The sequence below is a fragment of the Streptomyces olivaceus genome (assembly GCF_000721235.1).
Lineage (GTDB): Bacteria > Actinomycetota > Actinomycetes > Streptomycetales > Streptomycetaceae > Streptomyces > Streptomyces olivaceus.
Window position 1 is genome coordinate 155,543 of record NZ_JOFH01000009.1, and the last position, 16,955, is coordinate 172,497.

16 protein-coding genes are annotated in these 16,955 nt (G+C 74.5%); 3 read left to right on the top strand and 13 right to left on the bottom strand.

The genetic code is table 11. The features are described from left to right. Positions 1–44 precede the first annotated feature (44 nt). The 4 genes from IG94_RS0112555 to IG94_RS39945 form a co-directional block, all read right to left on the bottom strand. A complete protein-coding gene (locus IG94_RS0112555) occupies positions 45–443 on the bottom strand; it encodes an ATP-binding protein (RefSeq protein ID WP_031034703.1) in 399 nt (132 codons plus the stop codon). Positions 444–603: 160 nt separating this feature from the next. Beyond that, a complete protein-coding gene (locus IG94_RS0112560) occupies positions 604–1,065 on the bottom strand; it encodes a GNAT family N-acetyltransferase (RefSeq protein WP_031034706.1) in 462 nt (153 codons plus the stop codon). Between the two features lie 177 nt (positions 1,066–1,242). Beyond that, on the bottom strand, positions 1,243–2,985 hold the full coding sequence (locus IG94_RS0112565) for a pyruvate dehydrogenase (protein WP_031034708.1): 1,743 nt from the start codon (positions 2,983–2,985) through the stop codon (positions 1,243–1,245). A gap of 28 nt (positions 2,986–3,013) precedes the next feature. Further along, positions 3,014–4,768 carry a protein phosphatase 2C domain-containing protein gene (locus IG94_RS39945; protein WP_031034711.1) on the bottom strand — a complete coding sequence of 585 codons (1,755 nt, stop codon included), beginning with the start codon at positions 4,766–4,768 and terminating at the stop codon, positions 3,014–3,016. A gap of 317 nt (positions 4,769–5,085) precedes the next feature. On the opposite strand from IG94_RS39945, the gene IG94_RS0112575 reads away from it, so the two are divergent. Both IG94_RS0112575 and IG94_RS0112580 read left to right on the top strand, forming a co-directional pair. Then, a complete protein-coding gene (locus IG94_RS0112575; protein ID WP_031034712.1) occupies positions 5,086–6,069 on the top strand; it encodes a helix-turn-helix transcriptional regulator in 984 nt (327 codons plus the stop codon). A 154-nt stretch (positions 6,070–6,223) separates the two neighbouring features. Next, complete coding sequence (locus IG94_RS0112580; RefSeq protein WP_031034714.1) at positions 6,224–6,706, top strand: DUF456 domain-containing protein; 483 nt, start codon at positions 6,224–6,226, stop codon at positions 6,704–6,706. Here the strand turns inward: IG94_RS0112580 and IG94_RS0112585 are convergent. From IG94_RS0112585 to IG94_RS0112600, 4 genes are all read right to left on the bottom strand, one after another. Beyond that, positions 6,669–7,202, bottom strand: coding sequence for a methylated-DNA--[protein]-cysteine S-methyltransferase (locus tag IG94_RS0112585; protein WP_031034715.1), 534 nt, complete (start codon positions 7,200–7,202; stop codon positions 6,669–6,671). The two genes, IG94_RS0112580 and IG94_RS0112585, sit on opposite strands and share 38 nt — an antisense overlap. A 123-nt stretch (positions 7,203–7,325) precedes the next feature. Then, on the bottom strand, positions 7,326–8,435 hold the full coding sequence (rsgA, locus tag IG94_RS0112590; RefSeq protein ID WP_031034716.1) for a ribosome small subunit-dependent GTPase A: 1,110 nt from the start codon (positions 8,433–8,435) through the stop codon (positions 7,326–7,328). Positions 8,436–8,719: 284 nt separating this feature from the next. Next, positions 8,720–10,255 (bottom strand): cellulose-binding domain-containing protein, encoded by a 1,536-nt coding sequence (locus tag IG94_RS0112595; RefSeq protein ID WP_031034717.1) that lies wholly within the window; start codon positions 10,253–10,255, stop codon positions 8,720–8,722. A 183-nt stretch (positions 10,256–10,438) separates the two neighbouring features. Next, the gene (locus IG94_RS0112600; protein ID WP_031034718.1) at positions 10,439–11,758 is read right to left on the bottom strand and encodes a radical SAM protein; all 1,320 of its coding nucleotides are present in this window, start codon (positions 11,756–11,758) and stop codon (positions 10,439–10,441) included. Positions 11,759–11,864: 106 nt separating this feature from the next. Between IG94_RS0112600 and IG94_RS0112605 the strand changes: the two genes are divergently transcribed. Next, positions 11,865–13,121: an FAD-binding protein gene (locus IG94_RS0112605; protein WP_031034719.1), complete on the top strand. Its 1,257-nt coding sequence runs from the start codon at positions 11,865–11,867 to the stop codon at positions 13,119–13,121. On the opposite strand, the gene IG94_RS0112610 is transcribed toward IG94_RS0112605, so the two are convergent. From IG94_RS0112610 to IG94_RS0112630, 5 genes are all read right to left on the bottom strand, one after another. Next, complete coding sequence (locus tag IG94_RS0112610) at positions 13,084–13,890, bottom strand: isocitrate lyase/PEP mutase family protein (RefSeq protein ID WP_031034721.1); 807 nt, start codon at positions 13,888–13,890, stop codon at positions 13,084–13,086. The two genes, IG94_RS0112605 and IG94_RS0112610, sit on opposite strands and share 38 nt — an antisense overlap. Further along, the gene (locus IG94_RS44070) at positions 13,887–14,015 is read right to left on the bottom strand and encodes a hypothetical protein (protein ID WP_263446138.1); all 129 of its coding nucleotides are present in this window, start codon (positions 14,013–14,015) and stop codon (positions 13,887–13,889) included. The genes IG94_RS0112610 and IG94_RS44070 overlap by 4 nt, the downstream gene beginning before the upstream one ends. Positions 14,016–14,238: 223 nt before the next feature. Further along, positions 14,239–14,898, bottom strand: coding sequence for a response regulator (locus IG94_RS0112620; protein WP_031034724.1), 660 nt, complete (start codon positions 14,896–14,898; stop codon positions 14,239–14,241). After that, positions 14,895–16,052, bottom strand: a complete 1,158-nt coding sequence (locus IG94_RS0112625) for a sensor histidine kinase (protein WP_031034726.1) — start codon at positions 16,050–16,052, stop codon at positions 14,895–14,897. The genes IG94_RS0112620 and IG94_RS0112625 overlap by 4 nt, the downstream gene beginning before the upstream one ends. Beyond that, positions 16,049–16,900, bottom strand: coding sequence for a CPBP family intramembrane glutamic endopeptidase (locus tag IG94_RS0112630; protein WP_031034729.1), 852 nt, complete (start codon positions 16,898–16,900; stop codon positions 16,049–16,051). Before IG94_RS0112630 ends, IG94_RS0112625 begins: the two co-directional genes overlap by 4 nt. Positions 16,901–16,955 lie beyond the last annotated feature (55 nt).

Here is a 16,955-nt window from a genome sequence, read left to right on the forward strand (position 1 = left end):
GCGCCTCTTCGCTTGTTCCGGTGGTGGCGGTCGCCTCAAGCGGCTCAGGCGGCCTCGGCTCCGAGTTCGAACCAGACCGACTTGCCCACCGTGCAGGGCCGCACGCCCCAGTCGTCGGCGAGCGACTCCACCAGGACCAGCCCTCTCCCGTTGGTCCCCTCCTCCGGCTGCGGGCCGCGCGGCCGGGGCGGCCGGCCGACGAAGTCCCGCACTTCCACCCGCAGCGCCCGTGGCCCGACCGTCGCGGTGAGCACGGCCCCGTCCTCGGTGTGGACGAGCGCGTTGGTGACCAGTTCGCTGGTGAGCAGCTCCGCGACCTCCGACTGTCCTGGTTCGCCCCAGTGCCGCAGCAGTTTCCGCAGGGCCCGCCGGGCCTCGGGCACCGCCCGCAGGTCCGCCCGGCCGAGCCGCTGCCTGAGCTGCGGCGCCGCCTGCTCCTTCATGTCCCCCGTCGGCGTGCTGATGTCGTCTCCTCCGTCCGTCCTGCTAGTCCCCCGCCGTTCGAACACCTTCACGGGGAAAGCCTTGCCCGTTCGGACCCGGGCCACGCATGCCGATCCGCATCGGCTGCCCGTTTCGGGCAGTTCGGGCAGGAGGAGGGCGTCAGCCCGGAACCTCGCGCAGGTACTGGGTGAGGCTTCGGCCGGGGATCGACCCCGAGGGAACGGTGCCGACCGGGACGCCTCCCATGGCCGCGTAGAAGGGCTCGGCGTTCGGGTCGGCGTCGATGGTGAACCGGGTGAACCCCAGGGTCCCGGCCGCCTCGACGACATGGGCGAACAACAGGCGCCCGACGCCCTCCCCGATGGCGTCCGGATCGACGAACATCATGCCCAGCACGCCCTGCGGCGGCTCACCCTCCAGGGTCGTGAAGCCCACGACGCCGCCGTCCCGCTCCGCCACCGTGGTCCGACGCCCGGCGAGTTCCGCGTCGTCGAGCGTGAGTTCCTCGCGGCAGGACGCCAGGAACGCCGCGTCGTATCCCCAGTGGGCCTTGGAACGCAGCGCCAGCTCGGTCAGGAGCCTCGCTTCCCCGAACCGCGCGGGCCGGACCGACACGGACACTGGCACCTCCACCAACCGTTCGCCGCACCGGACGCGACCGACCGCGGGCGGCACAACCGGGCGCACGGAACGGCCCGGACGAAGCACACTACCGGGGTCCGGCCGCGCCCCGGGAGGTCTCGGGGCGCGGCCGGTCCCGGAGTGCTGTGTGCACCCCCGCGACGGCCCTGCGCCCGGTCACGGCCGGGGCACGTTGCGCAGGTTCGAGCGGGCCATCTGGACCATGCGGCCCACCCCGCCGTCCAGCACGATCTTCGAGGCGGACAGGGCGAAGCCGGTGACCATGTCTGCGCTGATCTTCGGCGGGATGGACAGCGCGTTGGGGTCGGTGACGACGTCGACGAGGGCCGGCCCCTTGTGCTTGAAGGCCGCCTTCAGCGCGCCCGCCAGGTCCTTGGGCTTCTCCACCCGCACCCCGAAGGCGCCGCAGGCCTCGGCGACGGCGGCGAAGTCGGGGTTCCTGTTGGCCACGCCGTGCGAGGGCAGGCCCGCGACCAGCATCTCCAACTCGACCATGCCGAGCGAGGAGTTGTTGAAGAGCACGACCTTCACCGGCAGGTCGTGCTGGACCAGGGTGAGGAAGTCGCCCATCAGCATGGTGAAGCCGCCGTCGCCGGACATCGAGACGACCTGCCGGCGCCGGTCGGTGAACTGGGCGCCGATCGCCATCGGCAGCGCGTTCGCCATGGAGCCGTGGGAGAAGGAACCGATGATGCGGCGGCGCCCGTTGGGGGTGATGTAGCGGGCGGCCCAGACGTTGCACATCCCGGTGTCCACGGTGAAGACCGCGTCGTCGTCCGCCAGGTCGTCCAGCACGGCGGCCACGTACTCGGGGTGGATCGGGACGTGCTTGTCGACCTTGCGGGTGTAGGCCTTGACCACACCCTCCAGCGCGTCCGCGTGCTTCTTGAGCATCCGGTCCAGGAAGCGCCGGCTCTTCTTCTCCTTCACCCGCGGGATCAGGCAGCGCAGGGTCTCCCGCGCGTCGCCCCACACCGCCAGGTCCAGTTTGGAGCGCCGGCCCAGGTGCTCCGGGCGGACGTCGATCTGGGCGATCTTCACGTCGTTCGGCAGGAAGGCGTTGTACGGGAAGTCCGTGCCGATCAGGAGCAGCAGGTCGCACTCGTGGGTGGCCTCGTAGGCGGCGCCGTAGCCGAGCAGGCCGCTCATGCCGACGTCGTAGGGGTTGTCGTACTGGATGAACTCCTTGCCCCGCAGCGCGTGTCCCACCGGCGCCTTCAGCTTCCCGGCGAACTCCATGACCTCGGCGTGCGCGCCCGCGGTGCCGCTGCCGCAGAACAGGGTGACCCGGTCGGCGTCGTCGATCATGCGCACCAGCCGGTCGATCTCCTCGTCGCCGGGCCGGACGGTCGGCCGGGAGGTGACGAGTGCCGTCTCGGCGGCGCGCTCCGGGGCGGGGTCGTCCGCGACGTCGCCGGGGAGCGAGACCACGCTGACGCCGCCCTGGCCGACGGCGTGCTGGATGGCGGTCTGGAGCAGCCTCGGCATCTGCTTCGGACTGGAGATCAGCTCGCTGTAGTGGCTGCACTCGCCGAACAGCCGGTCGGGGTGGGTCTCCTGGAAGAACCCGAGGCCGATCTCGCTGGACGGGATCTGGGAGGCCAGGGCGAGGACCGGGGCCATCGAGCGGTGGGCGTCGTAGAGACCGTTGATGAGGTGGAGGTTGCCGGGTCCGCAGGAGCCGGCGCAGGCGGCCAGCTTCCCCGTGATCTGCGCCTCGGCCCCGGCGGCGAAGGCGGCGGTCTCCTCGTGCCGTACGTGCACCCATTCGATGCCGGAGTGGCGGCGCACGGCGTCCACGACCGGGTTGAGGCTGTCGCCGACGACGCCGTAGAGGCGCTCGACGCCGGCACGGGTGAGGATGTCGACGAACTGTTCCGCGACGTTCTGTTTGGCCATGGCTCCAGCTATGCCACAGCGGGCGGGCTCACGCCTCCCAAACGGCGGCCGCCGTACGGTCGTCCGCGTAGCCCTTGACCCGTACGCCGCTGTCGGCGAGGAACTCCGCGAGTCCGGGCGGGGTACGGCCCGCCCATCGCCGCGCGAGGAGTTCACCCAGCCCGGGCTCGCTCAGCAGCGGCTCGGCCAGGCCCGCGGTGCACATCAGGAGCACATCACCCGGGCGGGCTACCGAGGCCCGGAAGCGGAAGGGTTCGCGGGGCCGCTCGGCGGGCGGTCCGTCGTACGGGCCCGGGGCCGCGGTGACGCCGAGGTCCATGGTGAGCCGGTCGTCCTCGGGCGGTCCGTCCGCAGCGTGGCCGGAGCCGGCCCAGGGGGTGCCGGCCGGCAGTCCGCCGTAGCCGAGGACAGGCCCGCCGGTGAGGTCGCCGGCGCTCGGTTCCATGTCCTGCCAGGCGCCGTCCCGCAGCCGGAGCAGTCCGCCGGGGCCGACCCCGAAGAAGACCCGTGTCCGGCACTCGGGGTCGGCGGGCAGCAGCAGGCAGCGCAGCGTCGCCGCGTACTCGTCGGGGGCCAGGCCCTGTTCGGCGGCGCCGGCCCGGAGCCGGCCGAGGCTGCGGTCGGTGAGCCGGTGCAGGCCGGACTTCAGGTCGCCGCGCCGGGCCGCCCGCAGGTCCTCGGCGAGCCGGGCGTGACTGCGGCCCACGGCCCGGCCGATCCACCGGCACACCTCTGCCGCGGCCCGGTGCGCGCCGGGGGTGGCCCGGGCGCCGGTCGCCATCGCCACCAGGACCAGCGCCTGCTCGCCGGCGCCGAACCGGGCGACGAGCAGCGCGTCGCGCCGCGGTTCGCCCCGGTACCGCGCGGAGTCGCCGCGCACGGAGACCGCCCGCAGCGTGCAGGTCCCGTACCGGGAACCGTCCAGCACGGTGTCCGGGACCAGCCCGTCCAGTCCGTCGGGGTCGGCGGGCGGCAGCGCGGTGGGCTCGGCGTCGTAGGTGGGCGGACCGGAGCCGACGTAGCCCGCCGGGGTCCCCTGCCCGCCGGGCCGGTCCACCTGCTCCGGCGGCCGCGAGGGGAGGAACGGGGGCGGAGGCGGGGGGAGATCGGACACGGCCCGGGGCGGGGGCGGTGGCGGGGGTCCCGGGGCGGACGGGTCGGGCGGCTCGGTGAGATCGGCGGCGCCGGTACCGGAGGCGGTACGCCCGCGTGGGGGGTGCGGCGGCTGCGGCTGCGGCTGCGGCTGCGCGGACCACAGCGGGCGCGGGGTGTTCGGGGCGTCCGGGGTCTCCGGGGCGTTCCGGGTGTCCGGGGCGTTCCGGGTGTCCGGGGCGTTCCGAGGCGGCGGTCCCGCGGGCGGAGAGGCCGACGGCTCGGCCGGGTGCGCCGGGTGCGCCGGGCGCGGTACCCACGGGACCCCCGGTGCGGCCGAGCCCGGACGGCGGGACGCGGGCGGCGGGGGCTCCCCCGTCCGGGGCCCGGGAACGACGGGCGAACCCGCACCCGGCGGACCCGCGTCCGACGGACCGGGAACAGCAGGCGGCGGGCCCACGCGGGGCCCGGGAACAGCGGGCGGCGGACCCACGCGGGGCCCCGGGACAGTGGGCGGCGGGCCCGCGTCCGGTGGGCCCGTCACCGTGTCCGCGGCCGAGGCGAAACGGTCGTCCAGGGAATCCGGTGCCGCCGTGGGGCCGGTGTCGTCGGTGGAGTCGTCGTACAGCTGCCCCCACCAGTCGTCCTCAGGACCGACGGGACCGGTGGGCCTTCCCCCCTGCTGACTCATGCTGTTGATTGTCCACCGCCGGAGCCGGATGAAAACGGGGCATCGGTAAATTCCGGCGGACCGCCGCGCGCCGGGCGGCGTTTCGGGGGACGCGTCGAACGGTTCTGCGAGGCGGGGTGACCGAGCGGTCCCATCCCCCACGGGAGGACCGCCCGGCGCCACCACCTTGGCGGAGTGACCGGCGGCACGGCGATGATGTCCCGGGGCGGGTTCGCGCCGTGGCCGTTCTCCGCCACGGAGTCCGCCCGGCTGGCGGCGGTCGGGGTGGTGGCCGGAGTTCACGGGGAGGGCGGCGTCGGATGGCGGGAACGCTGGGAGTGCTGGGAGCGCTGGGTCTGGAGGACACGCACGAGGCGGCGTACCGCGCCCTGGTGTCCGTGGGCGCGGCCGACGTGCCCGATCTGGCCCGGCGGCTGGCGCGCGGTGAGCGGGACACCGAGGGTGCGCTGCGCCGGCTGGAGCAGCACGGGCTCGCCGCTCGGTCCTCGGCCCGGCCGGGCCGCTGGGTCGCCGCCCCGCCGGGCGTCGCGCTGGGCGCCCTGCTCACCCGGCAGCGGCACGAGCTGGAGAAGGCGGAGCTGGCGGCGGCGCTGCTGGCGGAGGAGTACCGGGCAGCGGCGGCCAAGCCCGCGGTGCACGACCTGGTGGAGGTGGTGACCGGCGGCGCGGCGGTCGCCCAGCGCTTCCTCCAGCTCCGGCTGGGCGCGCGCGACGAGGTGTGCGCGCTGGTCACCGGTGCCCCGGTCGTCGTGACCGGCGTGGGGAACGACGCCGAGGAGCAGGCCGCCGACCGCTCCGTCCGCTACCGGGTGGTCGTCGAGCGGTCCGTCCTCGACCAGCCGTCCGGCATCACCGAGCTGACCGCCGCACTGGGCCGGGACGAGCAGGTCCGGGTGGTGGACCGGGTGCCGGCCAAGCTGGTCGTCGCCGACCGGTCGCTCGCCCTGGTGCCGCTGGCCTCGCACTCCTCGGAGCCGGCCGCGCTGGTGGTGCACGCCGGCGGCCTGCTGGAGCTGCTGTCCGGGCTGTTCGAGTCGGTGTGGCGGGACGCCCTCCCGCTGCGGCTCGGCACGTCCGGCGTGACCGAGCACGGTCCGCGGGAGCCGGACGGCACGGATCTGGAGATCCTCTCCCTGCTGCTGGCCGGGCTGACGGACGCGAGCGTCGCCAAGCAGCTCGACCTGGGCCTGCGGACCGTGCAGCGGCGGGTGAAGCACCTGATGGAGCTGGCCGGGGTCACCACCAGGCTCCAGCTGGGCTGGCACGCCTACGAACGCGACTGGGTGGCCAGAAAACCCTGACCGCCGGCCGGGGCGGGCGCCGCCCGGCCTCCGCCATTGCACGGACCGCGCCCGGCACCCCCTCCTCGCGGACCGCGCCCGGGTGCCCCGCCTCGCGGACCGCGCCCGGCGTCCCCGTTTCGCGGACCGCGCCGGGCTCCGGCACCCTGGACGGATGGGAGCGTGGGACCTCCTGCTGGCCGGCCTGGTGATCCTGCTCGGGCTGTGCGGCATCCTGCTCCCCGGCATGCCCGGGTCGTGGCTGGTGTGGGCCGGGGTCCTGTGGTGGGCCCTGAAGGATCCGCGGCCGCTCGCGTGGGCGGTGTTCGTCGGCGCCACCGCCGTACTGCTGCTGTCCCGGGCGGTGCGCTGGGCGCTGCCGAGCCGCAGGAGACGCCGCGACGAGGCCATGCGCCGGCTCACGGCGTACGGGGGTGCGGGCGCCGTCCTCGGCTTCGTCCTGCTCCCGGTGCTCGGCGCGGTCCCGGGCTTCCTGGGCGGCATCTACCTCGCCGAGCGGCTGCGTCTTGGCCGGCACGGCGAGGCGATGGCGTCGTTGCGTACGGCGCTGCGCACGGGCGGCGCCGACGTGCTGGTGGAACTGTTCGCCTGCCTGCTGATCACCGGAGCGTGGCTGGGCGCGGTCCTTGCGGGGTGAGCGGGGCGCCCTCCAGCGACAGCAGCCGGGTCTTGCGCTCCAGGCCGCCCGCGTACCCGGTCAGGGAGCCGTCGGCGCCGATCACGCGGTGGCAGGGGCGCAGGATGAGGAGCGGATTGGCGCCGATCGCACCGCCCACGGCGCGTACGGCGGGCCGGGAGGCGCCGATGCGGGCGGCGATCTCGCCGTATGTCGTGGTCGCCCCGTAGGGGATGTCGTCCAGGGCGGCCCACACGCGTTCCCGGAAGGCGGTGCCCTCGGCGCGCAGCGGCAGGCGGAAGGCGGTCAGCTCCCCGGCGAAGTAGGCGGCGAGCTGCTCCCCGGCCGCCCGGAAGGGCCCGGCGTCGTGCCGCCGGCCGTCCTGGACGCTGCGGCCGCCCTTCTGGCCGGGCACGGACAGCGAGGTGAGTGCGCCGTCCGGTCCGGCGGTCAGCAGCAGCCGCCCGACGGGACTGTCGATCTCGTGCCAGTAGTGCCGGTGGGTGGGGGTGGTCATCGGTCCTTCTCCCGCTCTCCTGCTGCCCGCAGGTGCCTCAGGGCGTACGTCGTCCAGTCTCCGCCAGACCGGGGGGCCGGGCTGGCGGAAATCGGACATCGCGTTGCGGCGGGGGTGACCGGACTACCGCATGCCGCCGCCCCGCTTGGCCTCCATGGCCGCCTTGCCGAGGGCGCCCCGGCGCTTCCACTCCTTGCGCAGTTCGGCCCGGACCCGGGCGTCGGTCTTGGCGACGATGCGCTGGTTCTCGCGCATGAGCTTGCGGTAGCTGTCCAGCCGCCGCTCGGGCAGTTCGCCGTCGTCGATGGCGGCGAGGACCGCGCAGCCGGGCTCGGTCCCGTGGGCGCAGTCGTGGAACCGGCAGCGCTCGGCCAGTTCCGCGATCTCGGCGAACACCTGCTCCACCCCGGTGTTCGCGTCCCACAGCCCGACGCCCCGCAGCCCCGGGGTGTCGATCAGCACTCCCCCGCCCGGCAGGACGAGGAGGTTGCGGGTGGTGGTGGTGTGCCGCCCCTTGCCGTCGACGTCGCGGATCGCCCGCACGTCCATGACGTCCGCGCCGAGCAGCGCGTTGGCGAGGGTGGACTTGCCGGCGCCGGACTGCCCTAGGAGCACCGCCGTGCCGCCGGCGACGGTGGCGGCGAGGACGTCGAGCCCCTCCCCCTGCTCGGCGCTGACGGACAGCACCTGCACGCCGGGCGCGGCGCTCTCCACGTCCTGGACGAGGTGGGACAGGGTCACCGGGTCGGGGACGAGGTCGGCCTTGGTGAGGACGACCAGGGGCTGCGCCCCCGATTCCCAGGCGAGGGCGAGGAACCGTTCGATCCGGGCGAGGTCCGGGTCGGCCGCGAGCGACACGGCGACGATCGCGTGGTCGACGTTGGCGGCGAGGATCTGCCCCTCGGACCGCTTGGAGGAGGTGGAGCGCACGAACGCGGTACGGCGTGGCAGACACGTCCGGACGTGGCGCGGGTCGCCGTCCGGTTCGACGGCGACCCAGTCACCGGTGCAGACGACCCGCAGGGGGTCGTTGGGGGTGACGAACGCGGTGTCGGCCCGCAGCACGCCGTCGGCGGTGGCGACGTCGCACTGCCCGCGGTCGACGCGGACGACCCTGCCGGGCAGGCAGCCCTGCTCGGCGTACGGGGCGAACTCGGCCTCCCGGTCCGCGTCCCAGCCGTAGGGGGCGAGCGGATGCGAGGGGGACGGACTCGGAAGAGAAGACGAAGACAAGGGGTGACCCTTCACAAGGGTGGCACCGGCACCGCGCGCACGGGCGCGGGAGGATGAATGGTGAGGTCAGCCGGTGGCCACAGAGGTGGACTTGACGAACTTCCGGACGTGGGCAGCGCCCACCGCGATGACAGTCATCAGTCACACCCCCGCTCTGCTCGGACGGCCGCAGCCGTCGGTCTTCGGCCGTCCTCCGGCCAGTCCCGCATCCTAGGAGTGGCGGGCCCGCGGACGCCAGGCAATAAAAACCGCCCTCCGCCGCCGGGGAACCGCGCCGGGGCGGGCTACCCGCAGTCCCGGCCGTTCAGGGTGAAGTCGTGCGGCGGGGTGTTCCCGTCGTGCCAGGTGGCGAGGAAGCCGAAGGTGAGGGTGGAGCCCGCGGGGACGGACCGGTTGTAGTCGGCGGCGGTGGCGGTGACGCGGGAGCCGTCCTGGGTGTGGCTCGCGTCCCACATCCGGTCGACGCGCTGGCCGTCGGGGAAGGTCCAGGCGACCTGCCAGGAGTCGAGGGCGTCGGCGGTGGTGACGCTGACGGCGGCCTGGAAACCGTCGGGCCACTGGCCCGCGAGGTCGTAGCGGACCGTGCACCCGGCGACGGGGGCCGCCGCCGGCGGGGCCCCGGCGGGCGCGGTGGGGGTGGCGGTGCCCTGGGGCTCCGGGTCGGGGCCCGGGTCCGCGGACCGCGCGGAGGCCCCGGACCGCGCGGAGGCCGCGGACGTCGCGGGCGTCGCGCCGGTGCTCGTGGGGGCGGCCGGAAGCGTCTCCGGCGGCGTTTCGGGGCCCGCCGGGGACGGCGGGGGCGTGGACGGGGGCGAGGGGACGGTGGCCGCGCGGCCGTCCACGGTGTCGGCGGGCGCGGCGGCGTCCTCGGCGGTGGCGCCGAAGGGCATCAGGGAGACGGTGAGGGCCAGCAGGGACACCAGGACGGCCGTGGCGAGCAGGCTCGCGCGCACGAGGCGGGCACGGCGGGTGCCGTCGGGCGCGGCGTCGGCGGGGCCGTCGTCGGCGGGTCCGGGGCGTCCGGCGGCGAGCCGCGCCTCGGCCGCGCGGCGGCGGCGTTCGAGGTAGGCGTGCCCGCCCCAGCCGAGCACGCCGGAGGCGAGGGCCGCGGGCAGGCCGGTGCCGTGCGGGCGCAGGCAGGCCGCGGCCTCGGCGCAGTCCGGGCAGGTCGTCAGGTGGTCGGAGAGGTCGTCGGGGATGTCGGCTCCGGGCGACCTGGTGACCGCGTCGAGGAGGCGGGCGTAGGCGCGGCACCCGGCGGACGGCGGTGCGTCGACGTGGCCGCGGCGGCAGCGGTCCCGGAACACCTCGCGCACCTGGGCGAGTTCGTCGGACACGGTGGCCGGGTCGAGGCCGAGCCGGCGGGCCACCACGGCCGTCGGCAGGGCCTCCACGTCGGCCAGCCACAGCAGTTCGGCGTCCGCGGCCTGCATGTCCCGCAGGCCGCGCAGGGCGAGCGGGCGGCCGGGCGGGGGCCCGGCGTACCGGGCGGCCCGGTCGGAGTGCAGCCAGCGCCGCAGGTCGCCGTCGAGTTCGTGGCCGCGCCCGGCCTCCTCCCAGGCCGCCGCGGTGGTACGGACGGCGGTCAGCAGCAGCGGGACGCGCGGCAGCCGCGAGGGGTGCCGGGCGGACCCGCGGGCGGCGGCGGTCGCCTCGGCGGCGCGGACCTCGCGCAGGCCGTGGTCGAGGGCCTCGGCGGCCAGCCGGGCGGCCGCCTCGGAGCCCGCCGTGCACAGGTCGGCGTAGGAGAGCACCGTGTCCCGGCTCTCGGCGAGCAGCGCCGCCTCTGCGGCGTCCTTGGGGCTCGGCGCGTCGGGCATCGGACTCCTGCATCCACTGCGTCCACGGGCGAGGCCAACTCACCACAGGGATCGACGGAGTTGGGCAGGGCCGGCCTCACGGCAAGCGCGTAGCCTGTCATGTCTCCGGCCCGGCTGACAAGCGTCGTGCGCCGGTTGTCCGCCGCCCTCGCGCGGGCGTGCGCCCGCCGCCCTCCGGGTCTCTCAGACCTCCACCGGCGCGTCCGCCGGCAGGCTGTCCATGAAGGAGCTGACCGAGAAGACCGCGTTGCCGGCGCCGGGCGGGCCGTAGCCGGGGGGCGAGGAGAGGCCGAAGTCCTCCATGGTCTGGCGGTATGCCTGGAGCAGGCGGATGTGGTACTCCAGCGGCGCCCCGTCGGGGTTGGTCTTGCCGAGCGGCGTGGTCGGCTCCGGGCACCAGGTGGTGAAGCGGGGCGTGATGCCGTGCGACATGAAGAAGCGCAGGCCCTCGGTGGTGGAGGCGATGGCCTCGTCGACGGTCTTGAAGCCGAAGGGCTCGGCCATCTCCACGCCGGCGACGAAGTTGGGAATGACGTTGCGCGCGCCGAAGACCTCGGTGGAGTCCAGGATGCGCCGGTGCCACTCGTCGCGGCCGACGTAGCGCTCCTTGCCGGGGCAGTACATCTTGAACAGGTACTCGTCCCACACCTCGAAGTTGGGGTGGTAGATCTGCACGCCGTAGTCCTTGAACCGCTGGACGTCGGGCTTCGGCAGCGCCTGGGCGACGACCTTGCCGATCCAGCGGCCCGGGAAGTACTCCTCGATGGCCTTGGCGTACCGCCCGTAGAAGTCGGCCTCGTCCAGGCCCTGGACCTTCGACGTGATCGCGCCGCCGGTGAGCGTGTACGCGGTGGAGATCTTGGCGGTGTCGTACTTGTCGATGATCTCCAGCGCCTCGAGGACCTCGTCGACGTCCTTCACGCCCGTGTACGGCCGCCCCGCCGCCTTGTGCTGGCGCCAGTTGTGGTTGATGTCGCAGTACTGGCACTCCTCCTTGGCGCCGAAGTACTGGCAGACGCGGAACGCGGTCAGGTAGATCAGGTAGCCCCACTGGATGGTCGGGGCCACCTCCATGACCGACTTCCCGTTGGAGAGCTTGTGCCGGTAGTACTCCGGCATGGGCGGTACGCCGACGTCGGCGATCCGCTTGCCGTCCAGGTACAGCCCGAGGACGCCGTCCTCGTTCGCGGCGACCCGGTACGGCGAGGACGGGTTCACGCGGACCGAGACGACGGTGCGGCGCAGGTCGTAGGGGCCGCCGGTGAGGATGATCTCCTCGGGCGGGCGGCGCAGCGCGGCCTCGCCCAGTTCGGGCAGGGTGCCATGGTCGAAGGAGAAGATGAAGTACGACTTCGGCTTGACCTCGCCGCTCTCGTTGTCACTGAGCGCGGACGGGTCGAAGGCGACGCCGCCGCGCAGGAGGTCCTCCTTGAAGACGGCCTCGCGCGGCACGTGCGGGAACCGCTCCATCAGATCCTCGACCAGCGCGGTACGGCTGTCCATCCCGTGTCTCCTCCCAGCTCCGGCGTTCGACTTCTCACGGTATGCCCCCGCGGAAGCGGTTCACCGCGCGGGGCCCCTCCAGACGCGCCGGGTAGGTTTCCGCGGTATGAGCGACATCACGGTGACCAACTGGGCCGGCAACATCACGTACACGGCCAAGGAGCTGTTCCGGCCGCGCTCCCCGGAGACCCTGCGGGACCTGGTCGCGGGCAGCGACCGGGTGCGGGTGCTGGGCAGCGGGCACTCCTTCAACGAGATCGCCGAGCCGGGCGCCGGGGGCGTCCTGCTGTCACTGGCGGACCTGCCGTCCGAGGTGGACGTCGACACCGCGGCCCGTACGGTGCGGGTCGGCGGCGGGGTCCGGTACGCGGAGCTGGCCCGGGTCGTGCACGCGCGGGGCCTCGCGCTGCCGAACATGGCGTCGCTGCCGCACATCTCCGTCGCCGGCTCGGTGGCGACCGGCACACACGGCTCGGGCGTCGGCAACGGGTCGCTGGCGTCGGTGGTGCGCGAGGTGGAGCTGGTCACGGCGGACGGCTCGGCGGTGGTGATCGCCCGCGGCGACGAGCGGTTCGGCGGTGCGGTGACCTCGCTCGGCGCGCTGGGCGTGGTGACCTCGCTCACACTCGACCTGGAGCCGGCCTACGAGGTCGAGCAGCACGTCTTCACCGGGCTGCCGCTGGCCGGTCTCGACACGGCGGCGTTCGAGACCGTGATGGCGGCGGCGTACAGCGTGAGCCTGTTCACCGACTGGCGGGCGCCCGGCTTCCGGCAGGTGTGGCTCAAGCGGCGCACCGACCAGCCCCTGCCCGACTTCCCCCACGCGACGCCGGCCACCGAGAAGCACCACCCGGTGCCGGGGATGAACGCGGTCAACTGCACGGAGCAGTTCGGGGCGCCGGGGCCCTGGCACGAGCGGCTGCCGCACTTCCGCGCCGACTTCGTGCCCAGCAGCGGTGCCGAACTGCAGTCCGAGTACCTCATGCCGCGGGAGCACGCGCCGGACGCCCTGCACGCGATGGACGCGATACGTGACGTCCTCGCGCCGGTGCTCCAGACCTGCGAGATCCGTACGGTCGCCGCCGACGCGCAGTGGCTGAGCCCCGCCTACGGCCGGGACACCGTGGCGGCGCACTTCACCTGGGTCGAGGACACGGCGGCGGTCGTGCCGGTGGTGCGGCGGCTTGAGGAGGCGCTCGCCCCGTTCGCGGCCCGACCGCACTGGGGGAAGGTGTTCACCACCCCGGCGGACGAGTTGCGCGCGCTCTATCCCCGCCTGGCCGACTTCCGGGCGCTGGCCGCGGCACTGGACCCGGCGGGCAAGTTCACCAACGCGTTCGTGCGCGGGGTGCTGGCCGGCTGACGCCGGGTGCCCGGACCGGTCCGCCGAGCGCCGCGACCTCGCCGTACGGGGGCGTCGGACCGCCCGGTACGCGGCCGGACCGGATGTCGGCCGCCGCCGCCAGGGCCGCGCCCAGCGCCCGCCGGTAGAGCAGCGAGCCGACGCTGACGCGGCGCACGCCGAGGTCGGCGAGGTGGGCGAGGGCGGGTCCCCCGGGCGAGTACAGGACGTTGAGGGGTACGTCGAAGTGGGCGGCGAGGTGCCCGATGCGGGCGGGGTCGGTGAGCCCGGGGACGAAGAGGCCGTCGGCGCCGGCCTCGCGGTAGGCCTCCAGGCGCCGCATCGTCTCCGCGGGGTCGCCGTCGCCCGACCAGTACGTGTCCGTGCGGGCGTTGACGAACAGGCCGGGGGCGGCCGAACGGACCGCGGCGATCTTCGCGGCGTGCCGGTCCGCCGGTCCCGTCCCGTCCTCCAGGTTGATCCCGACGGCCCCCACCGCCGCCAGCTCCCGGGCGAACCGGCCCACCTCGTCGGGGTCGTCGCTGAAGCCGCCCTCCGCGTCGACGGAGAGCAGGAACGGGCCCGAGCCGAGGGTGAGGGCCAGGCGCAGGGTTTCGTCGCGGGTCGCCGAGGCCCCGTCGGGCAGCCCGGCCGCCGCGGCGACGCCCAGGCTGGTCGTGCCGACGGCGCAGAAGCCGTGCTCCGCGAGGGCGGACGCGGAGGCGTGGTCCCAGGCGCACGGCAGGAACAGGGGCGCACCGGCGCGGTGCAGGTCGGCGAAGGCGGTCACGACGGATCACCGGCCGCGTCGGTGAGGTACGGGGGCTCCGTGTGGTACTCGGGCTTCGCCCGGTGCGCGGGTGCGCGTCGGCGCTGGTCCTCGCCGGGCGCGGGGGCGGTGTCCGTGTCGCTCATGCCCCGAACGGTAGGCGCCGGTCGCTTCGGCGGCGGCCGAACTGTCACCGCCGGACGCGGGAACGCGGCCTCCGGCGTCGCGTGCCTCCGGCGTCGGGTGCCTCCGGCGTCGCGGCCGTGGCATCCCGGCGGTGGCGTGGCAACGGTGGCGTCGCGGCACGGACTTCCGCTGCGGGCTGCGGGAGGAAACACCTGCGCCCGTGCACGCGGGACGCGGGACGCGTCAGGTCACCAACCCGTGGCGGTAGGCGTAGACGACCGCCTGCACGCGGTCGCGCAGGTCGAGCTTGGTCAGGATGCGGGAGACGAAGGTCTTGACGGTCTCCGGGCTGATCACCAGTTCCGCGGCGATCTCGCCGTTGGACAGGCCCTCCGCGATGAGGCGCAGGACCTCCGTCTCGCGGGGTGTCAGCGGGATCTCCCGCGCCGCGCCCTCGGCGGGCCGGATCCGCGCGGCGTACCGGCCGACCAGGCGGCGCGTCACGTCGGGGTCGAGCAGGGCCTGGCCCATGGCCACGGTGCGGATGCCGTGCAGCAGCCGGTCCGGCGGCGCGTCCTTGAGCAGGAAGCCGCTCGCGCCCGCGCGCAGCGCCTCGTACACGTACTCGTCGAGGTTGAACGTCGTCACCACGAGCACCTTGACGGGGTGGGCCACGCCCTCCCCGGCCAGGATCCGGGTGGCCGCGATGCCGTCGAGCACGGGCATGCGCACGTCCATCACCACGACGTCGGGCTTCACCTCGCCGGCCAGGTCCACCGCGGCCTGCCCGTCCCCGCACTGGCCGGCCACCTCCAGGTCGGGCTGGGCGTCGACGATCGTCGCGAGACCGGCGCGGATCATCACCTGGTCGTCGACGATCAGGACCCGGACCGGCGCGCTCATGCGACGCTCCCCCCGGGTATCCGCGCCCGGACGACGAAGCCGCCCCCGTCCCGGCGGCCCGCGCTGAACTGGCCGCCCAGGACGTCGACCCGCTCCTTGAGTCCGGCCAGTCCCCGTCCGCTGCCGCCGGGGGACGCCGCCCCCGTGCCCGAGCCGTCCGTGCCCACTTCCACCGTGATCTCCCTTTCGCCGTGGCGCACCAGGACCGAGGTGTTGCCGCCGTGGTCGTACTTGAGCGCGTTGGTCAGCGCCTCCTGCACCACGCGGTAGGCCACGAGGTCGGAACTGCCGGTCGAGGCGGCCGGGGTGCCCTCCTCGGTGAACTCCACGGGCTGCCCGGCCCGGCGCGTCTGCTCGACGAGCGTGAGCACCCGGCCGACGGGCGGCGTCCTGGGCTCGGCGGTGCCGTGGTCCGGGTTGAGCAGGTCGAGCAGGTGCCGCAGGTCGGTGATGGCGCGGCGGCCGGTGTCGCTGACGCCCGCCAGTGTCTCGTCGAGCCGCTCGGGCGCGGCGGTCAGGTACCGGGCCGCCTCGGACTGCACGACCATCGCCGTCACGTGGTGGGTCACCACGTCGTGCAACTCACGGGCGATACGGGCGCGTTCGGCGTTGCGGGCGTCCTCGGCGACCCGGCGCCGGCGGTCGGCCTCCGCGGCGCGGGCGGAGCGCATCCAGGCGCCGATGCCCCACACCAGGGCCAGCGTCAGGTAGAACGCCACGAACTCGATGACCGCTTCGCCCGGACCGCGCCGGTACATCTCGGCCGACAGGGCCGCGAACGCCACCGTGCCGCCGATCACGGTGGCGCGCCGGTGACGCTCCAGGTGCATACCGGCGCTCAGCAGGGCGATGGGCAGCATGGTGCCGGCGAAGAGGTGGTAGCCGCGGATCTGGTCGAGGGCGAAGCCGGCCGACACCAGCGCGAGGCACACCAGCGGCCACCGGCGGCGCACGGCGATCGGGACACACTGGAGCACGGCGGCGACGCCGGCCAGCGCGTCGGCGGGCCGGGTCGGCAGGCCGCCGAACTCCGTCCCGTGGCCCTGCAACGAGGGCAGCAGCGACGCGACGAGGAAGAGCAGCCCGAGCGGGAGGTCCCGGACCGTGACGTCGAGCCGGCGCCACAGTCCCAGGGCCCGTCGGCTGTCGATCATCGGGGCAGTGTAGCGGTCGAGTTGGCCGCGGCGGCCGCGCGGGCCGCCCGCCGGGCGCCGAACGGGACGATGTTGCCCCGCCGGTGGGCCAGCCACAGGAACACCAGCGTCAGCAGCATCCCGAAGCCCACCGAGTACACGCTGCCCTCCGGCCCGAAGTCGCCGCCGGTGAGCAGCTCGGGGCCCGACATGGTGGCGTCCAGCAGTCCCTTGTTGTCGCCGTTGCCGGAGACCACGACGCTGAAGACGCCGGCCGCGGCGAAGTTCCAGCCGAAGTGCACGCCGATCGTCAGCCACAGGTTGCGGGTGGCGGCGTACGCGGCGGCGAGCATGAACCCGGCCTCGACGGCGATGGCGACGGCACCCCACAGGGTCGCGTCCTCGTTCAGCAGGTGCGAGAGGCCGAACACGATGCCGCTCAGGAGCAGCGCGAGGTACGTGCCGATGTGCTCCTCGACGATCCGGAAGATGACACCCCGGTACACGACCTCCTCGGTCGCGGCGGCGCCGGCCATGAAGCCGACGAGCCCGATCGCGCCCTGCACCGAGCCCAGGCCGTCGACCTCGTAGTACCCGGCGGCGAAGAGGTTCGTCATGACGGCCGCGAACATGCCGAAGCCGATCAGGGTTCCCCAGCCGACCTTGGAAACGGCGCCCTTCGGAGCAACGTCCAGGGCCTGACGCCGCTCGGTCCGCCGCACCACCCAGGCGTACACGAACACGATCAGCGCGGCCGCCGTGAGACCGACGACCAGCGAGAGCCAGTCGTTGTCCTGTACCGCCTGCATGGTGAGACCACCAACGGCGTAGGCCGCCAGTACGGCCAGGAACTGCCACACGAATCTCACGTGAACTCCTCTGTCGGGCCCGGGACTCGGGTGCCGCGGGCTGCCATGGACGCTA